This window comes from Promicromonospora sp. MEB111, from assembly GCF_030209445.1.
Classification (GTDB): Bacteria; Actinomycetota; Actinomycetes; order Actinomycetales; family Cellulomonadaceae; genus Promicromonospora.
This window is the reverse complement of record NZ_JARVSD010000004.1, coordinates 84,618-103,964: the sequence shown is the minus strand read 5'-3', so window position 1 is coordinate 103,964 and position 19,347 is coordinate 84,618. Positions and strand designations below refer to the sequence as shown.

General features: G+C 72.7%; 13 protein-coding genes. 5 read left to right on the top strand and 8 right to left on the bottom strand.

Annotated features, from left to right (window positions below):
- Positions 1–6 precede the first annotated feature (6 nt).
- From QRN56_RS04150 to QRN56_RS04140, 3 genes are all read right to left on the bottom strand, one after another.
- Positions 7–900 (bottom strand): VOC family protein, encoded by an 894-nt coding sequence (locus tag QRN56_RS04150; RefSeq protein WP_285101411.1) that lies wholly within the window; start codon positions 898–900, stop codon positions 7–9.
- Between the two features lie 1,032 nt (positions 901–1,932).
- Positions 1,933–2,337 carry a RidA family protein gene (locus QRN56_RS04145; RefSeq protein WP_285101409.1) on the bottom strand — a complete coding sequence of 135 codons (405 nt, stop codon included), beginning with the start codon at positions 2,335–2,337 and terminating at the stop codon, positions 1,933–1,935.
- Positions 2,338–2,437: 100 nt separating this feature from the next.
- Entirely contained in the window at positions 2,438–2,959 is a 522-nt protein-coding gene (locus tag QRN56_RS04140; protein ID WP_285101407.1) for a CGNR zinc finger domain-containing protein, read from the bottom strand.
- Between the two features lie 26 nt (positions 2,960–2,985).
- Between QRN56_RS04140 and QRN56_RS04135 the strand changes: the two genes are divergently transcribed.
- Positions 2,986–3,255 carry a hypothetical protein gene (locus tag QRN56_RS04135; RefSeq protein ID WP_285101405.1) on the top strand — a complete coding sequence of 90 codons (270 nt, stop codon included), beginning with the start codon at positions 2,986–2,988 and terminating at the stop codon, positions 3,253–3,255.
- 24 nt (positions 3,256–3,279) lie between these two features.
- Here QRN56_RS04135 and QRN56_RS04130 read toward each other — a convergent pair whose 3' ends face one another.
- The 3 genes from QRN56_RS04130 to QRN56_RS04120 all read right to left on the bottom strand — a co-directional run bounded on the left by QRN56_RS04130 (position 3,280) and on the right by QRN56_RS04120 (position 11,278).
- Positions 3,280–6,204, bottom strand: coding sequence for a glycoside hydrolase family 30 protein (locus QRN56_RS04130; RefSeq protein WP_285101403.1), 2,925 nt, complete (start codon positions 6,202–6,204; stop codon positions 3,280–3,282).
- A gap of 135 nt (positions 6,205–6,339) precedes the next feature.
- Positions 6,340–7,596 carry a DUF4190 domain-containing protein gene (locus tag QRN56_RS04125; RefSeq protein WP_285101402.1) on the bottom strand — a complete coding sequence of 419 codons (1,257 nt, stop codon included), beginning with the start codon at positions 7,594–7,596 and terminating at the stop codon, positions 6,340–6,342.
- Positions 7,597–7,882: 286 nt separating this feature from the next.
- Complete coding sequence (locus QRN56_RS04120) at positions 7,883–11,278, bottom strand: CARDB domain-containing protein (protein ID WP_285101401.1); 3,396 nt, start codon at positions 11,276–11,278, stop codon at positions 7,883–7,885.
- 291 nt (positions 11,279–11,569) lie between these two features.
- Between QRN56_RS04120 and QRN56_RS04115 the strand changes: the two genes are divergently transcribed.
- Positions 11,570–11,998, top strand: coding sequence for a hypothetical protein (locus tag QRN56_RS04115; protein WP_285101399.1), 429 nt, complete (start codon positions 11,570–11,572; stop codon positions 11,996–11,998).
- Positions 11,999–12,020: 22 nt separating this feature from the next.
- On the opposite strand, the gene QRN56_RS04110 is transcribed toward QRN56_RS04115, so the two are convergent.
- A complete protein-coding gene (locus QRN56_RS04110) occupies positions 12,021–12,767 on the bottom strand; it encodes a hypothetical protein (protein ID WP_285101398.1) in 747 nt (248 codons plus the stop codon).
- A 113-nt stretch (positions 12,768–12,880) separates the two neighbouring features.
- On the opposite strand from QRN56_RS04110, the gene QRN56_RS04105 reads away from it, so the two are divergent.
- A complete protein-coding gene (locus QRN56_RS04105; protein WP_285101397.1) occupies positions 12,881–14,017 on the top strand; it encodes a class I SAM-dependent methyltransferase in 1,137 nt (378 codons plus the stop codon).
- A gap of 61 nt (positions 14,018–14,078) precedes the next feature.
- Here the strand turns inward: QRN56_RS04105 and QRN56_RS04100 are convergent, their stop codons facing one another.
- Positions 14,079–17,201: an alpha-mannosidase gene (locus tag QRN56_RS04100; protein WP_285101396.1), complete on the bottom strand. Its 3,123-nt coding sequence runs from the start codon at positions 17,199–17,201 to the stop codon at positions 14,079–14,081.
- An 82-nt stretch (positions 17,202–17,283) separates the two neighbouring features.
- Between QRN56_RS04100 and QRN56_RS04095 the strand changes: the two genes are divergently transcribed.
- Together QRN56_RS04095 and QRN56_RS04090 are read left to right on the top strand one after the other, a co-directional pair.
- Positions 17,284–17,922 carry a TetR/AcrR family transcriptional regulator gene (locus QRN56_RS04095; protein WP_285101395.1) on the top strand — a complete coding sequence of 213 codons (639 nt, stop codon included), beginning with the start codon at positions 17,284–17,286 and terminating at the stop codon, positions 17,920–17,922.
- 128 nt (positions 17,923–18,050) lie between these two features.
- Positions 18,051–19,340 (top strand): MFS transporter, encoded by a 1,290-nt coding sequence (locus QRN56_RS04090; RefSeq protein ID WP_285101394.1) that lies wholly within the window; start codon positions 18,051–18,053, stop codon positions 19,338–19,340.
- Positions 19,341–19,347 lie beyond the last annotated feature (7 nt).

The window sequence follows — 19,347 nt, the reverse complement described above, 5'->3', positions numbered from 1 at the left end:
CGGGGCTCAGGTCTTCGGGGCCTGTCGCTCGGCCTCGAGGTACGAGTCCGGCGGATCGAACTGCGCGAGCACGAGCTCGGCGCCGAACGGGTCGCGGATCACCGCCTCCTTGCTCCACTCGCCGTCCTCCGTGCCCAGGACCGTCGCGCCGGAGCCCTCCGCGACCGCGACGGAGGCGTCCCGGTCGGCGACGGCGAAGGCCACCGACCAGTGCGCGGGCCCCTCGCCGCGCAGGATCCCGGCCGCGACGTCGGAGAAACCCGGAGGGACGAACTCCTGCCGCTCCAGGATGCGGGGATCGACCGTGCGGGCCAGGTGGTCGCCGTAACCGGGGACGCGCGCCATGCCGGCGCCGAGGTCGTCGCTGCGCTCCCAGCCGAGCAGCGGGCCGTAGAACCGCAGCGCGGCGTCGACGTCCGGGGTGAACAGGTTGCTGAAGTTCCACGTGTTCGGGGCGTTGACGGCCTGCGCGCCGGGGCGGGTGCCCGCCTGGACCAGCCGGCTGGGCGCCCCCTGCGGGTCGACGATCCGCGCCATCCGCCCGGCGGGCTCGCCCGGCGGTCCCACGTCCTCGGGCCCGGAGCTCACGACGCCGCCCAGCTCCGGGACGCGCGCGGCCGTGGCGTCGACGTCGTCCACGGCGACGTAGGTGTGCCACGCGACCTCGCCGTCGAGGCCCGCGGAGGGGGTGGCGATCGCCGCGACCGTGGTCGCGTCCGTGCCGTCCAGCGACGCGACCGCGTAGCGCTCCGGCGTGCCGGGCGGCAGCATCTCGGTGAACCTCCAGCCGAACAGGTCGCCGTAGAAGCCGAGCGCCGCGTCGACGTCCGGTGTCTCCAGGTCGACCCAGCTGGGCACGCCGTGCGGGTAGGTCCGGGGCGTGGTGGGTGTGTCAGCCATGACGTCCTCCAGGTCGGTTCCGCTCTTCTGATCCTGCCTCGCCCGGCCGGCATCCGCCGCCGGGCCGGTCGCGCAGGTCACCGGATGGGACAAATAGGATCTTCCGCCCGAACTGTGTGAAACAATCCGCCGCATGTCGACGACCACCCGGCGTGCTCGGATCTCGCCCTGGTTCTTCCTGCTCATCGCGCCGGTGACGTGGCTGGTGGTGGGTGCGGGCCCGCAGGCGGCGCTGCTCGCCGCCGTCTCCACGCCGAGCATGCCCGAGGCCTCGGCCGTCGCGACGGTGGCCTTCGCCGGCGCGGCCGCCGCGCTCTGCACGTCGTGGCTCAGCCCGAGGCCCCGCTGGGCGGCGGGCGCCGGCGCCCTGGGGATCGTCGTCGTGGCGGGTGCCATCTGGCTGATCGGCCAGGCCCAGCACCTCGACGCGCTGCTCGCGACCACGTGGCGGGCAGGCTCCGCGGGGACCGTGGTGGCCCAGGCGACCTTCCTCGTCGCCCTGGCCGCGTCGCTGCTGGGCCTGCTCGCGGGCCTGTTCGCCGTGCTCGGCCCGGTGTGGCTGCGCGGGTTCTGGCTCGCGGCCCCGGTGTTCTTCGCGCAGGACGTCCTGCGCCTCGCCACGAGCGGCCTGCGCACCAGCGGGCTGAGCCTCGGGCACACGGTCACCGTGCTCGTGTTCGTGCTTCTCGGCGTGGTGCTCGGCGTCAGCGTCACGCGCAGCCGCTGGTCGTGGCTGTCGTGGGTCCCGGCGCTCCTCGTGTTCTGGGTCGCACAGTCGGCCGCCCCCGCCCTCTACACGGCGGCGAGCTCGGTCTACCCCGGGGCCACCTGGCTGACCGCCAACCCGGACGGGCCGCTGATGATCGCCTGGGACGTCTTCCGGGCGGCGTTCGCCGAGCCGGGCACGCATCTGATCGTCCTCCACTGGCTCGCGCTGCTCTGGCTGGTGGCCCTGGCGGCCGGCGTGGCCGTCGGCATCGCCCGCACGCGCGACCGGGCCGACGGCGACGATGACGGCGACGGCGACGGCGATCAGCGCACCACGGCCGCGAGCGCCGACACCTCGACCAGCGCGCCCGGCACGCCGAGCCCGCGGACGAACATGCCCATGACCAACGGCGGCACGGGCAGTCCGGCGAGCGAGGCGGACGCCGCGCCGTAGGCGGCGTTGATGTCGACGCCCTCGACGAGCACGACGGTCACGCTCACCAGGTGCTCGATGCCGGCTCCGGCGGCGGCGAGCGCCGTGGTCAGGTTCTCCATGACTCGCCGGGTCTGCGCCCCGACGTCGTCGCCGCCGACCAGCTGACCGGTCGCGTCGACGGCGTTCTGCCCGCCCACGTGGATCGTCGTGGCCCCGGGCGGGACGACGGCGACGTGGCTGAAGGCGGGGCTCTTCACGAGTCCTTCTGGCTGCAACAGCTCGATCTGGTCCATGCCGGCCACGTTAGGCGTGGTGGAGGACAACCGCTGTCCTAGTCACCCGGCGAGCGCCCGCCCGCGATCCGGCGGCGGCGTGCGACCGGGACCGCCGGAGCTACGGGACCGCCCGCTCCCGGTGCCGGCGCACCGCCGCCCGGTTGGCGCAGCGCACGGAGCAGTACCGCTGCCGCCCGTTCCGGGTGACGTCGACCACCACGTTGGTGCACGGCTCCGACGCGCACCGCCCCAGCCGGTGCATCCCGCGCGTGACGAGGTGCAGCGAGGTGCCCACACCGATCACGGCGCGCAGCACCGCGGACAGCACCTGGTTGTCGTCCCGGTAGTGCAGGTGCCAGTCCTCCCCGTCGTGGTTCGTCAGCCGGGGGTAGGCGGCGACGGCGGCCATCTGGGCGTTCAGCAGTGCGGCCCGCTCGGCCGGGTCGGGGGTGTCCACGACACGCAGCCAGTCGTCGATCGCCTCGCGGGAGCGCGCGTGGTCCTCCGGCACCTCCAGGAACGTCATCGTCATGCCGAACTCACGCGTGCGTGCCTCGATGCCCGCCCGGTCGTCGGGCCAGTCGTTGGCAAGAGACGCCGCGAGCAGCACCGCGTACTCGCCGTAAGGGTTGAGATGCACAAGGCCATTACAGCATCGTGAGGTGCATGACGACGACCGGGACCGGTTCCACGCTCCGCACCACTGCCACCACCTCCGCCGGCACCGGAAGCGCCGCCGGCACCGCCCGCGACGTCGGCCACGAGCACGCGTGGACCACGGACTCGCGGCACCGGACCTCGGCCGGATACGTGCTCTACGTGCGGTGCACGGCGTGCGGGGCGCACCGCGTGGACCTGCAGCGGCGCACGGACGCGCCGCCGGCGCCCCTGAGCAGGGCGGCCGGCGGCGCGTCGCGGGCGCCGACGCCGGCGTGACGACGCCGGCGGAACGGCCTCGGACTACCGGCGCACCACCAGCCGGTCCACGTTGACGCCGGTCCCGGAGGCCGACTCGCTGCCCTGACCCGTCGCCACGAGGGTCAGCGTGTGCTCGCCGGCGCCCAGGTCGGGGCTCGACCAGATGAGCTGGTTGCCCACGCGGGTGCGGCCGTAGAAGTCGGCGGCACCGACCTCCACGCCGTCGACCAGCACGGTGGCGAGCCCCTGGTTGGAGGCGCGCAGCCCGTACAGGTCCACGGACGAGCCCGAGAACCGGAAGTCCACGGATTCGCCGGCCACCGTCGTCGACGTCACCGACGAGTGGTACAGGCCCGTGCGGTTGATGCAGCCGGGGCAGCTCAGCCAGCCGTCCCCGTGGTAGTCGAGGCGGCCCTGGCCGGTGCCCTCGCTCTGGTCGTCCACCGAGCTCGTCCCGCCGCCCCCGGGCGCGACGTCGACCCGGTCGACCGAGACCCAGCCGCCGGAGCGCCCGGAAGCCACCTCGAACCGCAGGGCGTGCGGGCCGTCGACCAGCACCGGGGTGCGCCACTCCACCGCGCCGCGATCGGCGTAGGACACCGTCACGGGCTCGTTCCCGTCGATCGAGATCCTCGCCGTCCCGCCTCGCGGCCCGGCCACACCGGTCAGCGTGGCCTGCGTCCCGTCGAAGGTCACGGTCAGGGCGTCGCCGCGGTCGCGGCTCGCGCTGACCGTGCCGCCGACGGCGTCGCGGAGCTGCCTGGCGGTCACGGCGGGGCACCGGTCCCCGTGCCGCGCACCCGCCGAGCAGTGGGTCCAGCCGTCGCCCTCGTAGGCGATCGCCGCATCGGCGTCGTCGATCGTCGCGACCGGCCGGAGCGGGCCGACGGCGAGGTCGGCGAACTGCACCGGCGCGTAGTCGCCCGAGAGCCCGACCATGCCGGACGTCCAGGTGGAGTCGGTGACCTCGGCAACCTGCGCGCCGTCGACCGTCGCGGTGATCACGTCCTGGTCGAAGGACAGCTCCAGGTCGTGCCAGCCGGCGCCGGCACCCTCGCCGCCGGACCCGCCGTCCAGCGTCCCCGTGCCGAGCTCCAGCCAGGCCCGCCCGCCGGGCTCGCCCCGGCCGAGCGACCACGTGCCGTCGGCGCCCAGGCTCAGGCCGTAACCGTTCGGCACCGGCTGCATCGCGTCGTTCGACACGCGGCCCAGCACCTCGGCCGTGCCGCCCGCGGGCGCGTACGCCGTGACACCCACCGAGTAGTCGGACCAGTTCAGGTCGCCCAGGATCCCGGTCGGCTTCTTCCACGCCGCCCAGGAGATCGCGGGCTGCGGCGACACCTGCGTCAGGCACGTGCCGCTACGGTCGCCCGCGCACGGACGCTCCTCGTAGGCGCCCTCCATCTGGGAGAAGTACGGCGTCTGCCCGCTGGGACCGCCGTCGGCGAGGCTGTTCTCGTACGGGAACGGGAACGCGGACTCGTGCCCGCCCTCGGCGTCGCCGAGACCCTTGGCCGCGCCCTTGCCCGCGCCCTTGTCGCTGACCGTGGTCACCGTGACCACCGCGTTCGCAGGAACGGTCACCGAGTACGTGCCGTCGGCGGCGCGCCGGAGGTCCGGCTGCCGGACCAGCCGGTCGTCCGCCGTCGACTGCCAGACGTGCAGGTCGCGTTCCTTGAGCCCGCCCTCCGCCGAGAGCGTGACCGTGCGGGGCGCGGCCGCGCCGATCGTCTCGATCACGGTGCTCCAGTCACCGCCGCGCGGCGCCTTGCGCGTGACGAAGCTGCCCTGCGTGGTGTCGGCCGCGTCGAGGTAGCCCGACGACGCGTCCAGGTGCTGCCAGCCCGGCTCGGCGAACTGCGTGGTCTGCGCGACCGCCCAGATCGCGGACTGCACCTGGTACGCCCCCGACCAGGGGGTGTTCGCCCGCATCAGGCCCGCGTCGGAGATGCTCAGGCCGTCGTAGTAGGCCGTGAGCAGGTTCCAGAAGTTCACGCCGGTGATGCGGCCCTCGAGGTAGGCGTGGTTGATGAGCGAGGGCACCGAGGCGGACGAGCCGCCCGCGCCCCACTCGGCCGACCACGGCCCGCCCTCGGAGATCCACAGCGGCTTGCCCAGCGCCTGGGCCGTGGCGGAGCTGGGCCCGCGCGAGTAGTGGTTGCCGAGCAGGTCCACGGCGTCGAAGAGCTCCGGGTCGTTCGCCATGTCGACGGCGATGGGCCACTCCCCGCGGCGCGCGGCCTCGTCGGAGGCGATGATCCGCACGTCCGTGTAGCCGGCCGCGTCGAGGGCCGTGCGGTAGTCCTTGACCCACTGCGCCTCGTACTCGCGCTCGTTGCGGATGCCCACGTTGTCGATGGTGAGCCCGTGCCCGGCCGCGCAGTCGAGCCAGTCGACGAAGTAGTCGATCGTGTCCTGCGAGTAGTACTCGCCGTCACCCAGCCAACCGGGTGCGCCCCAGGCGAGGGCACCGAGCGTGATGTCCGGGTTGCGCTTGACCGCCTCCCGCATGAGCCACCACTCGTAGCCCGCGTCACAGCTCACCTCGCCGCGCACGTGCTCGTGGCTCGACTCCGAGCCGTCGGTCGTGTTGGTGTCGCCGCCGATCTCGACCTTCAGCATCTCCAGCGACGCCCCGTAGCCCGGCGTGAAGAGGTAGTCGAGAATCTCCGCTCGCTCCTCGCGCGGGTAGTCCAGCAGCAGCCGGGACGTCGCCCCGCCGCCGGAGATCGCGCCGACGCCGTCGTAGGTGCGGCCGCCGCTCGCGCCGTCGACGACGATGGTCGCGGCGGCGGTGTCGGCCGGGGCGACCTCGGCGGCGGCCGAGACGCTGCCCGCCAGAGCGCCCGCGGCGAGCAGGGCCCCGGCCAGGACCGACGCCGTGAGGCCCCGTCGTCTGCTGCCCCGCCGTGAGCCCGGCGTCCGCGCCGATGGTCCCGGGCGCTCGGGGGTATGGGTGGCTTGCATGCTGGACTACTCCCTCGTATCCGTGCCGCTGCGCCGGGCCGCCCCATCTTTGTGAGCGCTAACATGCCCGGTCGCCACAGACTAATGAGATGTATGACGAATGACAAGATGAGGCGAGTCAGCGCCGGAGGGCCGTCACCCGTCGTACCGTTCCACCAGCTCGGCGCGGACGACGGCGCCCGCCGGGATGTCCACGAAGAAGTCGACGGACGTCTCGGCCGTCGCTCCCGGCTTCACGGCCCGGACGAAGGCCGTGCCGGTGTCGTACGTCGTCCTGCCGTCCCTGCTCTCGACCACCACGTCGATGAAGTAGTCGAACGCCCGCGGGCCGCTGTTCGTCACGGTGACCGGCACCCTGTTCAGGGCGGGCGCCATGAGCTCGATCGCCCCGAACTCGACGTCCTTGCTCAGGTCGGCCAGGCCGACGTCCTCGATCTTCGCGACGGTCAGCGCCGGGACCGTCGAGGCGCCACCGATCTGGTTCTCGTACGTGAAGGACCCGTCCACCACGGCGTGGATCTTCAGCACGTCGCCGGCCTCCACGCCGTCGAGCAGGGCCTCCTCGGCGACGAAGACGGACTGGGTCTCCAGCTCGTACGCGGAGCCCGGCTGGTCCACACCCGCGCCCGCCAGGAAGCGGTCCGGGCCCGTGCTGCCGTCGAACTGCATGACCTCGGCGAACACCACGACGGCACGCCCCTGGGCCTCGTCGGGGTTCTTGGCGATGGACTCCCACTGCGCCGCGTCGAGCCGGACGAACTCCTCCCGGGCGGGGGTCGGGACGCCGTCGTCCTCCTCCGATGGCGTGGTGACGCCCTCCTCGACGATCGTCCGCGCCGTGTCGGTCACGAAGTCCGTCACGGCCGCCGCGGCGAACACACCGAGGACGGCGCCGGCCAGCGAGAGCATGATCCCGGTGATCGCCGCACCCCGCCCGATCGGCGGGTCGGTGCGGCCCGCGCGCGCGACCCCCACGGCCCCGAGCACCACGCCGAGGATCGAGGGCACGAACAGCAGGCCGAGGAACAGCGACGAGATCCCCAGCACGAGGCTTGCCGTCGCCTGCGGGTTGGTCGGTGCCGCCGGCCCGGTGCCGGGCGCGTACGGCGGCTGCTGGTACTGCGTGTGCTGGTACGGCGCCTGCTGGTACTGCGTGTGCTGGTACGGCGCCTGCTGGTAGGACCCCTGCGGATACGGCTCGTACGGGCGCGGCACCACGGACGGCGGGGTGGGCCCAGGGACGGCGGACGGCGGGGTGGGCCCAGGGGCGGCGGACGGCGGGGTGGGCCCTGCGGCGGACGACGGCGGCGCCATCGGCCGCGTGTCCCCGACCGGCGGCTCCGGCGCGGTGAACCGCAGGTCCTGGGTCCGTTCCGACTCCCGCTCGTCCACCCGTGTACCCCCGTCGCCGCGTCGCGCGTCTGTAGCCGGCACCCGTTCCGTCGGAACGACCGGCGCTCCCTGGCTGAGAATCGTACGGGTCAAGCCCGGACAAGTATCGGAAAAAGCCCGTTCAGGACAGGACTCCCGGGGTGAGATTCCGACCGGTCCCCCGCCCGCCTCACGTCCGCAGGTCGAGTACGCGTCACCTCTGACACTCGGCGGCGGGGCGCCGGCACGACGTGCCGACGACCCGCCGTCGTCGTCCTTGCTGAGCGCGGTGAGCTGCTGGGGCGAGCTACTGGCCGGTGAACACGAACGGCGAACCCGGCTCCTTCTCGACGTCCCCGTCACGGGAGTTGGTGACGGTCACGTTCGACAGGATCGCGTTGCCGCGGGCGCCGGCCATCGCGAGGATGCCGGAGCCGTTGTTCGACCGGTCGATCCGCACGTTCGTGATGCGGACGTCGGGCATGTTGCCGCCGCCGTTCTTGAACTGGATGCCGTCGTAGGTGGAGTCGACGATGTCCGTGTCGCGGATGGTGACGCCCACGATGTCGTGGGTCTGCGGGAAGATCGTGATCGCCCCGAACTCCTGGTCCTCGTTCCAGAACGCCCCGCCCGTGCGGTACAGGCCGTTGTTGGCGATGAGCGTGGTCCCCGAGAACGGCAGGGGGTCGTGGTCGGTCGCCAGCATGATGCCGGGGTAGTTCATCGTGTCGTAGACCAGGTTGTTCTCGATGGAGTTGTCGTAGCCGCCGTAGATGGCGATGCCGTTGGCGCGCCACGGGAGCTGGACGGTGTTGTTGCGGAACGCGTTGTCGTGGCCGATGTCGACGTTGCGGTCCTTGACGTACGGGTTGGCCCAGACGGCCAGCGCGTCGTCGCCGGTGTTGCGGAACGACGAGTTGAACACGAGCGAGTTGCGCGTGCCGTTGCTGAAGTTGATGCCGTCCGCGTAGGTGTTGCGGATGCGCATGCCGGAGAACTCGACGCCGTCGCCCGGCCCCCACAGCTCGGGGATGTTGGTGTAGTCGCGACCCACCCACACGCCGACGTTCGCGTGCTCGATCCACACGTTGGTGACCTTCGTGTTCTGGCCGAAGCGCCCGTTGAGGCCGACGCCGCCCTCCTCCTGGCCGTTGTTGCCGCGGATGTCGCCGGAGCCGAAGATCGCGATGTCGGAGATCTGGACGTTGTCGTCGATGTCGAACCCGAAGTTGCCCTCGTGCGGGTGGTTGATGACGCCCGGGGCGAGGTGCGGCTTGATGAGGCTGTAGAGCTGCGAGTGCCACATGCCCGCGCCGCGGATCGTGACGTCGCTGATGCCCACCTGGTTGTGCGTGCCGCGGTTGAGCGGGTCGTCGGTGAGGATCTTCTTCTCCTGGCGCCACTGGCCCGCCGGGATCCACACGCAGTCGATCTCGCCCTCCTGGTTCGCGGTGACGGCGGCCTGGATGGCTGCCGTGTCCTCGAGCCCGTCGTTCGGGATCGCGCCGTACTCGGTGATCGACGTGCACTGCGCGGGCTTCGAGGTGGGCGGCGCCACCTGCTCGAGCTCGACCAGGTCGATGATGTAGAACGCGGCGTCGTCCCCGGCGTCGCGCTGGAGCTTGAACACCGTGCCCGCCGGGAAGGACCGGCTCAGCAGGGCGTGCGACTCGTCGAAGAGGCGGCGCGCGTCGCCGCCCGGCGTGTTGACGAGGCCCTCGGGCTGGTCGGTCGTGCCGTACAGCCACGAGTGCTTGGACGACAGCGTCAGCTTCTGCACGAACTGGCCGTCCGCGTAGAGGCTGATCGTCTTCTCCTGTCCCCCGCCGCCGGCGGCGTCGGGGATCGAGTTGCGGACGACGATCGAGTTGGTCTGGTTGGTCGACGTGAACTGCACGTACTGGCCGGTACTGTTCAGCCGCACCGACTCGCGGCCCGACGACTCGGTCGCGAAGTTGGTGTGCCCGAACGTGCGCAGCGGGTCGGTCTGCAGCAGCGCGCCCGTGTACTGGCCGGCCTCGGCCTCGTAGGTGGTGTACGGCACGGCGGCGCCGCGGCCCACGGTCACCGCGAGCGTGCCGGTGTTGTTCTCCTCGTTCGTCTCGTCGACGACGTCGGTCGCGTCGGCCGTGGCCGTCACCGTGACACCGCCGTTGGTCGCCGTCCACGTCGCCGAGGGCGTGACGGTGACGGTGCCGCCCGCCGGGACGGCCGGCGTCGTGCCGTTCAGGGTGGTCGAACCCGCCACCACGCGCGTGACGGAACCGGCCGCGACCGCCTGGTTGCCGCGGTTGCGCACCTGGACCGAGAAGGACACGGCCGCACCGACGGCGGGGTTGGCCGGGTTGGAGGAGACCGAGACGACCTCCAGGTCGGGCCCGGGCGCCTCGCCCACGACGAGCTTCGCCGTGGCCGTGAACGCGTTGTCGGTCTCGTCCTGCTCGGCCACCGTGTTGCCTGGGTCGACGACGGCGCCGACCGTGTACTCGCCCGCGGGCCGGGTGCCGGCCGCGACCGTCACCTGGGCGGTCGCGCCGGGCTGCAGCGCGGCGACGTCCGCCGAACCGGCCGTGCTGCCGCCGATCTTCCCGTCCAGCGACGTGGCCGCCGACGCCCGGTCGCCCGTGTTCTTCACGGTCGCGGTGAGCGTCACCGGGGTGGTCGCCGTGGGCGACGCCGGGGACGCCGTCACCGCCGTGACCGTGAGGTTCGGGTTGGGCGCCGGGGCGCCGTAGACCTCGAGCTCGGCGACCTGGCCGTTGCCCGCCCCCGTGTTGCCGGTGAAGCGCAGGCGCACGTCGGTGACGGTGCTGGTGACCGGGATGTCCACGAGGTTGCCGCTCGCGGGTGCGAACGCGTACCCGGCGGACGCCTTGATCTCCTGCCACGCGCCGGTTCCCGAGCGCCCCCAGACGGAGAACGTCTGCGTGCGCGCGCCCCAGGCGGCGTCCGGGTTGACCCGCACGCGCACGCTGCTGACCTGCGTGGGCGCGGCCAGCGAGGCGTCGAGCGTCGACGGGTACTGCCCGCCGGCACCCTCCCAGTACGTGCCGGTCTGCCCGTCCACGGCGTTCGCCGCGACGTACGTCCACTCGGTCGACGACGCCGCCGCGGGCCGGTTCAGGGCGTAGTTGGTGCCGGTCGGGTCGGTGGGATCGGTCGGGTCCGGCGGGTCGGTCGGGTCGCCCGTGGGCGTGCCCCAGACCTGCAGCTCGGAGACCTGGCCGTTGCCCGCGCCGGTGTTGGCGCTGAACGCGAGGCGCACCTCGTCGGCCTCGGCGTCGAGCGGGATCTCGACCGTGTTGCCGGTCGCGGGGTCGAAGCCGTACGACGCGGAGGCCTTGAGCGTCCGGTACGACGACTCGCCGTCGGACCGGCCGAGCACGCTGAACGTCTGGGTGCGCGGGGACCACGCGGCAGGCGGCGGGAGCTTGACGACCACGCGCTCGACGTCGGAGTCCTGCCCGAGGTCGACCGTGAGGTGCGCCGGGTACTGCCCGCCCGCGCCCTCCCAGTAGGAGGCGGTGTTCCCGTCGTTCGCGTTGCCCGCGACGTAGTTCTGCGTCACGGACGACGCCGTGATCGGCTTGCCGAGGGCGAGATTGGTGGCGTCCGCGGCGTGCGCGACGGCGGCCAGGCCGAGCGGCGCGACGAGCGCCAGCGCGGCGCCCGTCACGACCGTGTGCTTCCAGGGGATTCTCATGAACGTCCTCGTTCTCCCGCCGGTGGCGGGCTCGGCCACCCACGGGCAACGGCGCCCGACGACGGCGCGACCGGCTGGTGCGTCGACGTCCTGGGTGGGTCGGGTCGGCGCCACCGAGGCAGCCGAAGAGGGCTGCGTGCCGGGGGCGAGAGTGCAGAGTTGCAGTACGTGCACTGCTTTGTGCTCGTTGTCTGTCAAGTTCTTGCAGTCTTGCGGTTCGGATATTACGAGGGCGAAACCTGGGACGTCAAGGGTCCGGAGCCACCCGGAAGCGCTGGCATCATGGCCCGCATGTCCGACGCCGCACGCCTCACCTGCCCGTTCTGTCACCGGGCCGTCTCGCCGGCCACGCTCCGCCTGCACTCGTGGTGGCACCAGCGGCGCCGCCGGGACGGCCAGCAGAAGGAGCACGTGACCCTGACGCCTGATGCCCGGTACGAGGGCTCGCTCGACGGCGTCCCCCAGGCCTACCGCCACCTGGTCTGCGGAGCGGGCACGGGCATGCCCGAGGAGATCGTCCGCAGCTACCTCGCCAACCCGTTCCTCTACGGTGACCGCTCGTTCTGCACCGGCTGCGGCGACTACGTGTCGAAGGCGGAGCTGCGCTGGATCGAGACCGGCCAGCCGCTGCGCGAGTACTTCGACGCGCTCCGCGCGGCGGCGACGCCGGAGCTACGGGCGCGGGCGCACGCGCACTACCGGGGGACCGGGGACCGGTAGCAGCTGGTGGGGCACGGGCCGCTCAGACGTGAACCTGTGCGGTGGTCGCCCAGCGTCCGAGCGCCGCCTCGGCCGCCTCGACGTCACGTCGCAGTGCCGCGAACTCGGTCTCGTCGAAGGGCGTGTCGCCGGCGAGGTAGCGGGAGCGCGCCTGGTCGGCCGTTGCGACGCTCCACAGGTGGTCCAGGAACATCCGCCGTTCGACGACGCCCAGCTGGTCGAACCGCGAGATCAGGCGCAGCACGTCGCGGTTCCGGCCCAGCACCGCGCTGCGCGCCGTCCGGTCGACGCGCAGCTCTCGGATCTCGCGGACGGAACCGCGGGCGAGCCAGCCGGCGACAAAAGCTGCGATCCCGAGAACCGCGAGGTACGTGAGAGTCACCGGTGTCGCGTCGTCGAAGGCCGCCCCGGTGTCGCCGCCCGCAGCCTGGCCGGCTGTGGCCACGAGGGCAATGAAGAGCACGGGCCAGGCGTAGAACAACCCGGTCAACACGCGGGCCGGCACGTAGCGCGACCGCGCCCTGCGCCCGACCTCACGGAGCCGGCTTTGAGCAGCCGCGAGCGCATCCGGCGGCGCGGAGGGGTCGACGACGACGACCCACCGATCGATTCCCGACTCGGGCGCCGTGCCGATTGCCAGGCTGCGCGTGATGAAGATCGGCGACGTCACGTTCTCAACGAACCAGGCGAACGCCAGAAGACCGCCCGGACGGGGACTAACCCAGACATGCTGCACCTGCACACAGTAGAGCTCGACCCGGTCCGACATGCCGTCGCCGCCGGCCCGAGAGCCGACAACCGTTGAGCCGCCGTGCCGCGCGCCCCGAAAGATCCCCCGCTCCCGCAGTGGTGGGCCGCGCGCGACAGGCGGACCGTGGAGAGATGGATCCCACCCCGGACGCGGCCTCGACCGACGCGGCGACGGACGCGACACCGAACGACACCCCCTCCGCCGATGCCGTGGCCGAACGCCTCTTCGGCGCCGTCCTCGGCACCGTCGACCTGATGTCGACGTTCCTGGGCGACCGCCTGGGCTGGTACCGGTCGCTGGCCGACGACGGTCCCGCGACACCGCCCCAGCTCGCCGAGCGCACCGGCACGGACGCCCGCTACGCGCGGGAGTGGCTGGAGCAGCAGACCGTCACCGGTCTGCTGCACCTCGACTCGGACGGCACACCGGACGAACGCGTCTTCAGCATCCCGCCGGGCACCGCGGAGGTGCTGACCAACCGGGACAGCCTCAACTTCCTGGCCCCCGTGGGACGGATGTTCGGAGCCGTCGGCCCCGCGCTCCCCCGGCTGCTGGCCGCCTACCGTACAGGCGACGGCGTGAGCTGGGACGACCTCGGCGACCATGCCCGCGAGGGGCAGGCGGACGCGAACCGGCCGTGGTTCGAGCACCGGCTGGCCGACGCGCTGGCCGGCGTCGCCGACCTCCACGAGCGGCTCGCGCGACCCGGCGCCCAGGTGCTCGACGTCGGCTCCGGCGGCGGCTGGTCCAGCATCGCCCTCGGCCGGGCGTACCCCGGCGCGACGGTCCACGGCATCGACATCGACGCGCCGTCGGTGGCGATGGCCACCGAGAACGCACGCGCCGCCGGCGTCGCCGAGCGGGTCCGTTTCTCCCATGGCGACGCCGCCGAGCTGCCGGCCGGCCGGTACGACGCGGCCTTCGCCTTCGAGTGCGTCCACGACCTGCCCCGCCCGGTCGACGTGCTCGCGGCCGTCCGGGCGTCTCTCGCACCGGGGGCGCCGTTGATCGTGATGGACGAGGCCGTGGCCGAGTCGTTCGCGCCGCACGGCGACGAGCTCGAGCGCATGATGTACGGCTTCAGCCTCTTCGTCTGCCTGCCCGACGGCCGCTCCAGCCGGCCGAGCGCGGCCACCGGGACGGTGATGCGGCCGTCCCTGCTGCGGGAGTACGGCGCGGCCGCCGGGTTCAGCGAGTTCGAGGTGCTGCCGATCGAGGACTTCGGGTTCTTCCGCTTCTACCGGATGAAGGAGGCGGGGACGTCCTAGAGCTGGGACCCGCCGCCGTCGCCGGCCGGCCCCCGCCCCGCCGGCCCCGTGGCCTGACGGTTCAGGACGTCGTCCGCACGCGGACGGTCGCGATCTGGAACGGGCGCAGCTCCAGGCCGATCGGCTCCCCGCCCGCCCAGGACTGCTCGCCCAGGTCGCGCTCGAGGAGATCGGTGCGCCACGCCGCCGAGAAGGGCGTGCCGAGCCCGAGGGTGACCGCGGTCCGTGCGCCCTGCGCCTCGTACAGCCGGACGACGAGGTCGCCCGACCGGTCCTCGGCGAGCTTCACCGACTCGACCAGGACCGAGGGCGCCGAGACGGTCACGATCGGGTCGACGACGGCGTCCGGGTCCCCCGGAACGTGCCGCGCCGGGAGGTTGAGCCGGTAGCCGGCGGCCGCGGCGTCGAGCACCGTCGCCGCCGGGCCGATCGTGGTCCGGAAGACGTGGGCCCCTTGGTCGGCCTCGGGGTCCGGGAACTTCGGCGCCCGCAGCAGGGACTGCCGGACCAGGGTCGTCGTGCCGCCGTCGTCGCGCGTGGAGCGAGTCACGTCGTGCCCGTACGTGGACGCGTTGGCCACGGCCACCCCGAACCCCGGCTCGCCGACGTGCACCCACCGGTGGGCGACGGTCTCGAACCGCGCGGCGTCCCAGGACGTGTTCGCGAAGGTGGGGCGCATGACGTGCCCGAACTGGATCTCGGAGGCGAAGTCGTCGGCGCGCACGTCCACGGGGAAGGCGAGCTTGAGCAGCTTCTCCTGCTCGTGCCAGTCGACCTCCGTCTCGACCTGCAGCTCCGCGGCGCCGGCGGCCAGCCGGAACCGCTGGACGATCGTGGAGCCGCCGTGGGTGTGCGTCACGGTCAGGGCGTCGCCCGTGACCTCGACCGTGTCCGGGGTGCGCAGCTCGGTGACGGCGTTGGCGTAGGAGCGGTCGATGTCCCACGCCTCGAACATGTTGGGGCGGTCCCGGAAGACCTGCAGCAGCGCTGCCTGCTCGCCGTCGGGGACGAGGTCGCGGCCCGACGACAGATCGACCAGGGAGACCAGCAGCCCCGCGGCGTCGAAGCGCGCCGAGAGGCGGCCGTTGTCCAGGCGGTAGCCGCCGGGCACGGCGGCCGGGGCCACGTTCGGCGTCGAACCCGGGCCGGCGCCCGGCCCCGCACCCTGCCCCGCGGCGACGTCCTGCGGGGCGAGGACGGCGGCGCCCAGCGCCGGCACGTCCCCGTGGTCGAACGGTGCCGCGTTGAAGACGACGGTGGCTCCCCCGTCGCCGGCGAGCGCCCGCTGGGCGGACGCGATGATGCCCTCCAGCTCCTCGCCGACCCGCCGGTAGGCCTCCTCGGCCTCCTCGTGGACCCACGCGATCGCCGAGCCGGGGAGGATGTCGTGGAACTGCTGCAGCAGCACCGTGTGCCAGATCGTGTCGAGCCGCTCGTAGGGGTAGTCGAGCAGTCCGCGGACGGCAGCCGTCGCGCTCCACAGCTCGGCCTCCCGCAGCAGGTGCTCGCTGCGCCGGTTGCCGAGCTTGGTCCGGGCCTGGGAGGTGTAGGTGCCTCGATGGGTCTCCAGGTACATCTCGCCGGTCCAGACGGCGGGCCGGGGCAGGTTCTCCTTGGCCGCCGCGAAGAAGTCGGCCGGCGCGCCGAGCGTCACCCGCGGGGAGCCCTCGAGGTCACGGGTGCGCCGCGCGGCGGCGATCATCTCGCGGGTGGGCCCGCCGCCGCCGTCGGACCAGCCGAACAGGGTGACCGACGTGTTCGACGTCGCCTTCTCGGTGTGCTGCCGCTGCGCCTTGGCGAGGTCGGCGGCGCCGAGGTCCGAGCCGTAGGTGTCGTTCGGCGGGAAGTGCGTGAAGAGCCGGGTGCCGTCCAGGCCCTCCCAGAGGAAGGTGTGGTGCGGCATCCGGTTGGTGTCGTTCCAGGACATCTTCTGGGTGAGGAAGCTGTCCGTGCCCGCCGAGCGCGCGATCTGCGGGAAGGCCGCGGTGAACCCGAAGGAGTCGGGCAGCCAGGCCTCCCGCGAGAGCGTCCCGAACTCGCGGAGGAAGAACCCCTGCCCGTGCAGGAACTGGCGCACCAGCGCCTCGCCGCCCGGCATGTTCGTGTCGCTCTCCACCCACATGCCGCCCACGGGGACGAACCGCCCCTCGGCGACCCGGGCCCGGATGCGCTCGAAGAGCTGGGGGTAGTACTCCTTGACCCACGCGAGCTGCTGCGCGCTGGAGCAGGCGAAGACGAAGTCGGGGTCGGCGTCCATCAGGTCGAGCACGTTGGAGAACGTGCGGGCGCACTTGCGCACGGTCTCGCGCGTGGGCCACAGCCAGGCGGAGTCGAGGTGCGCGTGGCCGACGGCGACGATCGAGTGGGCGGTCGCATGGGCCGGGGCGGCGAGCACGGCCGCGAGCTCGCCCCGGGCGGCCGCCACGGTCGCCGCGACGTCGTCCGGGTCGATCGCGTCGCACGCCCGCTCCAGCGCGCGCACGATCCCGGCCCGGCGCGGGAGCCCCGGGTCGAGCTCGCGCGCCAGGCCGACCAGCGCGGAGATGTCGCTCAGCAGCGCGTCCACGTCGAGGTCGCGCTCGACGAGCGTCACGTCGCGCAGCGTGTAGACGGGCTCGGAGCCGGCCGTCGCCTTGTGGCCCAGGCGCGCGATGTGGGACGTGCCGGCGGGCAGGAAGGTCCCCGGGAGCGCCGCCGCCATCCCCGCCGCCGGGGTGGGCGGTGCCGAGGCGAAGAAGTGCTCCAGCATGTTCGGGTTGGACGCCGCCTCCACGAAGACGTCGACCGTGTCGCCGTCGACGTCGACGACGTGGTTGAACGGCTCGACGCCCTTGATGATCGAGCCGTCCGGCCGGTACAGCAGGCCCTCCGCCTGGAAGGCGGGCATCAGGCGCGAGAAGCCGAGGTCGACGAAGAGCTGGACGGTGGTGCCCGCCCGCCCCCAGCCGTCCGGGACGGAGCCCGTGACGTGGAACCACGTGGTCCCCCAGGGCCTGCTCCAGGCCTGGCCCACCTCGAACGGCGTGAACTCGTGCCGCACGGCCTCCGCGAAGGGCACGGGCTCGTCGGGCACCTCCCAGGCCGTGACACGGACGGGCGCCCTGCGCGGGAAGAGGGCGGGTACGAGGAGGTCGCGGACCGTGTTGTTGACCCGGTGCTCGACCTGGACGGCGTTGTCGTTCATGAGGGCACCGTAACAGAAAAGCTCCGCGTGGAACTTTTCGCGCTGATAGGTTGAGGTCCGGCGAGCAACATGGAGGTGGGACGTGTCGCAGAGCGAGCGCGCCGAGGCGCCCGTGAGCACGGAACCGGAGAGCCGGTCACGACCGCGCGGCAGGTACCCCAAGGGGATCCTGCGCCGGCAGCAGATCCTCGACCGCACCATCGGGGTGTTCGCCGAGCTGGGGTCCGAGGGCACCAGCCTGCGCGCGATCGGTGAGGCGATCGGCGTGAGCCACGCCGCCCTGCGCCGGTATTTCGAGACCCGCGAGGAGCTCTTCCTCGAGGTGCTCCACGAGAAGGACCGCCAGGCCCTGGCCGACGCCCGCGAGAGCGGCGCCGCCCCGACCGACTTCACCGCGCACCTGGAGGCCTACGCCCGGCGGACGCCGGGACTCATGGCCCTGCGGCACAGCATGGTGGCCCGGGCGCTGGAGTCCGACAACGAGCACTCCCGCACGTTCTTCGTCGACCGCTACCGGTCGCTGCGCGACGAGGCGCTGGCGATCCTGCGCGTCGCGCAGGCCGCCGGCACCGTGCGGTCCGACATCTCGCCGCAGGTGGCGGCCTCCCTGGTGATCGCCGCCATGGACGGGCTCTCGACGCAGTGGCTGCTCGACCCGGACGTGGACATGCTCCAGGGGATGACGCTCCTGGAGAACCTCCTGCGGCCGGCCGAGGGGTAGGGACGGACGGGAGCGCGAGACGGCCGACGAGAGGCGGGCCACCAAAAAGTTCCACGCGGAACTTTTTGGTGTTACGTTGACTCCTGCCCGGGCACCGCAGCCCGGAATGCTCGCAGAGAGAAGTCGACGTGGACGAGAACCCCCATCCCGTGCCCACCGACGGCGGCCCGACGGCCGTCGCCGCTCCCCCGACCCCGGCGCCCGGCGCCGGGACACTGCGCTCGCGCTATCCCCAGGTCGCCGTCCCGCTGGCCATCCTCGGGTTCTCGATCGCCCTGGTCCCGCCGCTCGTCGTCACCATCGCGCTGCGGCTGCGCGAGCTCGACCTGGACAACGCCGCCGCCGACCTCGGCCTGATCCTCGGCGTCGGCGCGATCTTCTCGCTCATCGCCAACCCCCTGGCGGGACGGTTCTCGGACCGGACGACCAGCCGCCTCGGCATGCGCAAGCCGTGGATCTTCTCGGGTGCCGCCGTCGGCTACGCCGGGATCGTCGTCATCGCCTTCGCACCGAACGTACCGCTGGTGCTCGTGGGATGGAGCATCGCGCAGGTCGGCCTGAACTTCGCGCTCGCGGCGCTCGTGGCCATGCTCCCGGACCAGGTCGGTCCCGAGCGGCGCGGGCGGACTGCGTCGTTCATCAGCCTGGCGCAGAATGTCGGCGGCGTCGCCGCGACGTTCCTCGTGCAGCTCTTCCCGTCCGGGCTGGTGCAGTACCTGGTGCCCAGCCTGATCGGCGTGGTGCTGATGGTCGTCATGGTGGCGCCCGTCAAGGACCGGGTGCGCACGGAGCGCACCCGGGAGCCCTTCGGTCTGCGGGCCCTCCTCGGCTCGTTCGTCTTCGACCCGCGCAAGAACCCGGACTTCGGCTGGGCGTGGCTCACGCGGTTCTTCCTGACCACCACGCAGTTCACCGCGACCAGCTACCTCACCTACTTCCTCATCGCCCAGTTCGGGGTGTCCGACGCCGAGGCACCCACCCTGGTCTTCCAGGCGATCCTCGCCAACGCGGTCGGCATCGTGCTCGTCGCACCCCTGCTCGGCTGGCTCTCGGACCGCCTCCGGCGCCGCAAGCCGTTCGTGATCGTCTCCGCGGCGATCGCCATCGTCGGGCTCACGGTGATCGCGCTGGCGCCGTCGATCGAGGTCGTGCTGCTCGGCGAGCTCGTGCTCGGCGCGGGCCTGGGCGCGTTCTTCGCCGTCGAGCTGGCCCTGATCGCCGACGTGCTGCCCAGCTCGGACACCGCGGGCAAGGACCTGGGCGTGGCCAACCTCGCGCAGTCGCTCCCCCAGTCGCTGATCCCGGTCGCGGCACCCGGCCTGATCGCCGCGTTCGGCTATCCGGGCCTGTTCCTCAGCGGCGCCCTCCTCGGCGTCCTGGGCGCGATCAGCGTCACGCGGGTCAAGCAGGTGCGGTAGCCGCCGC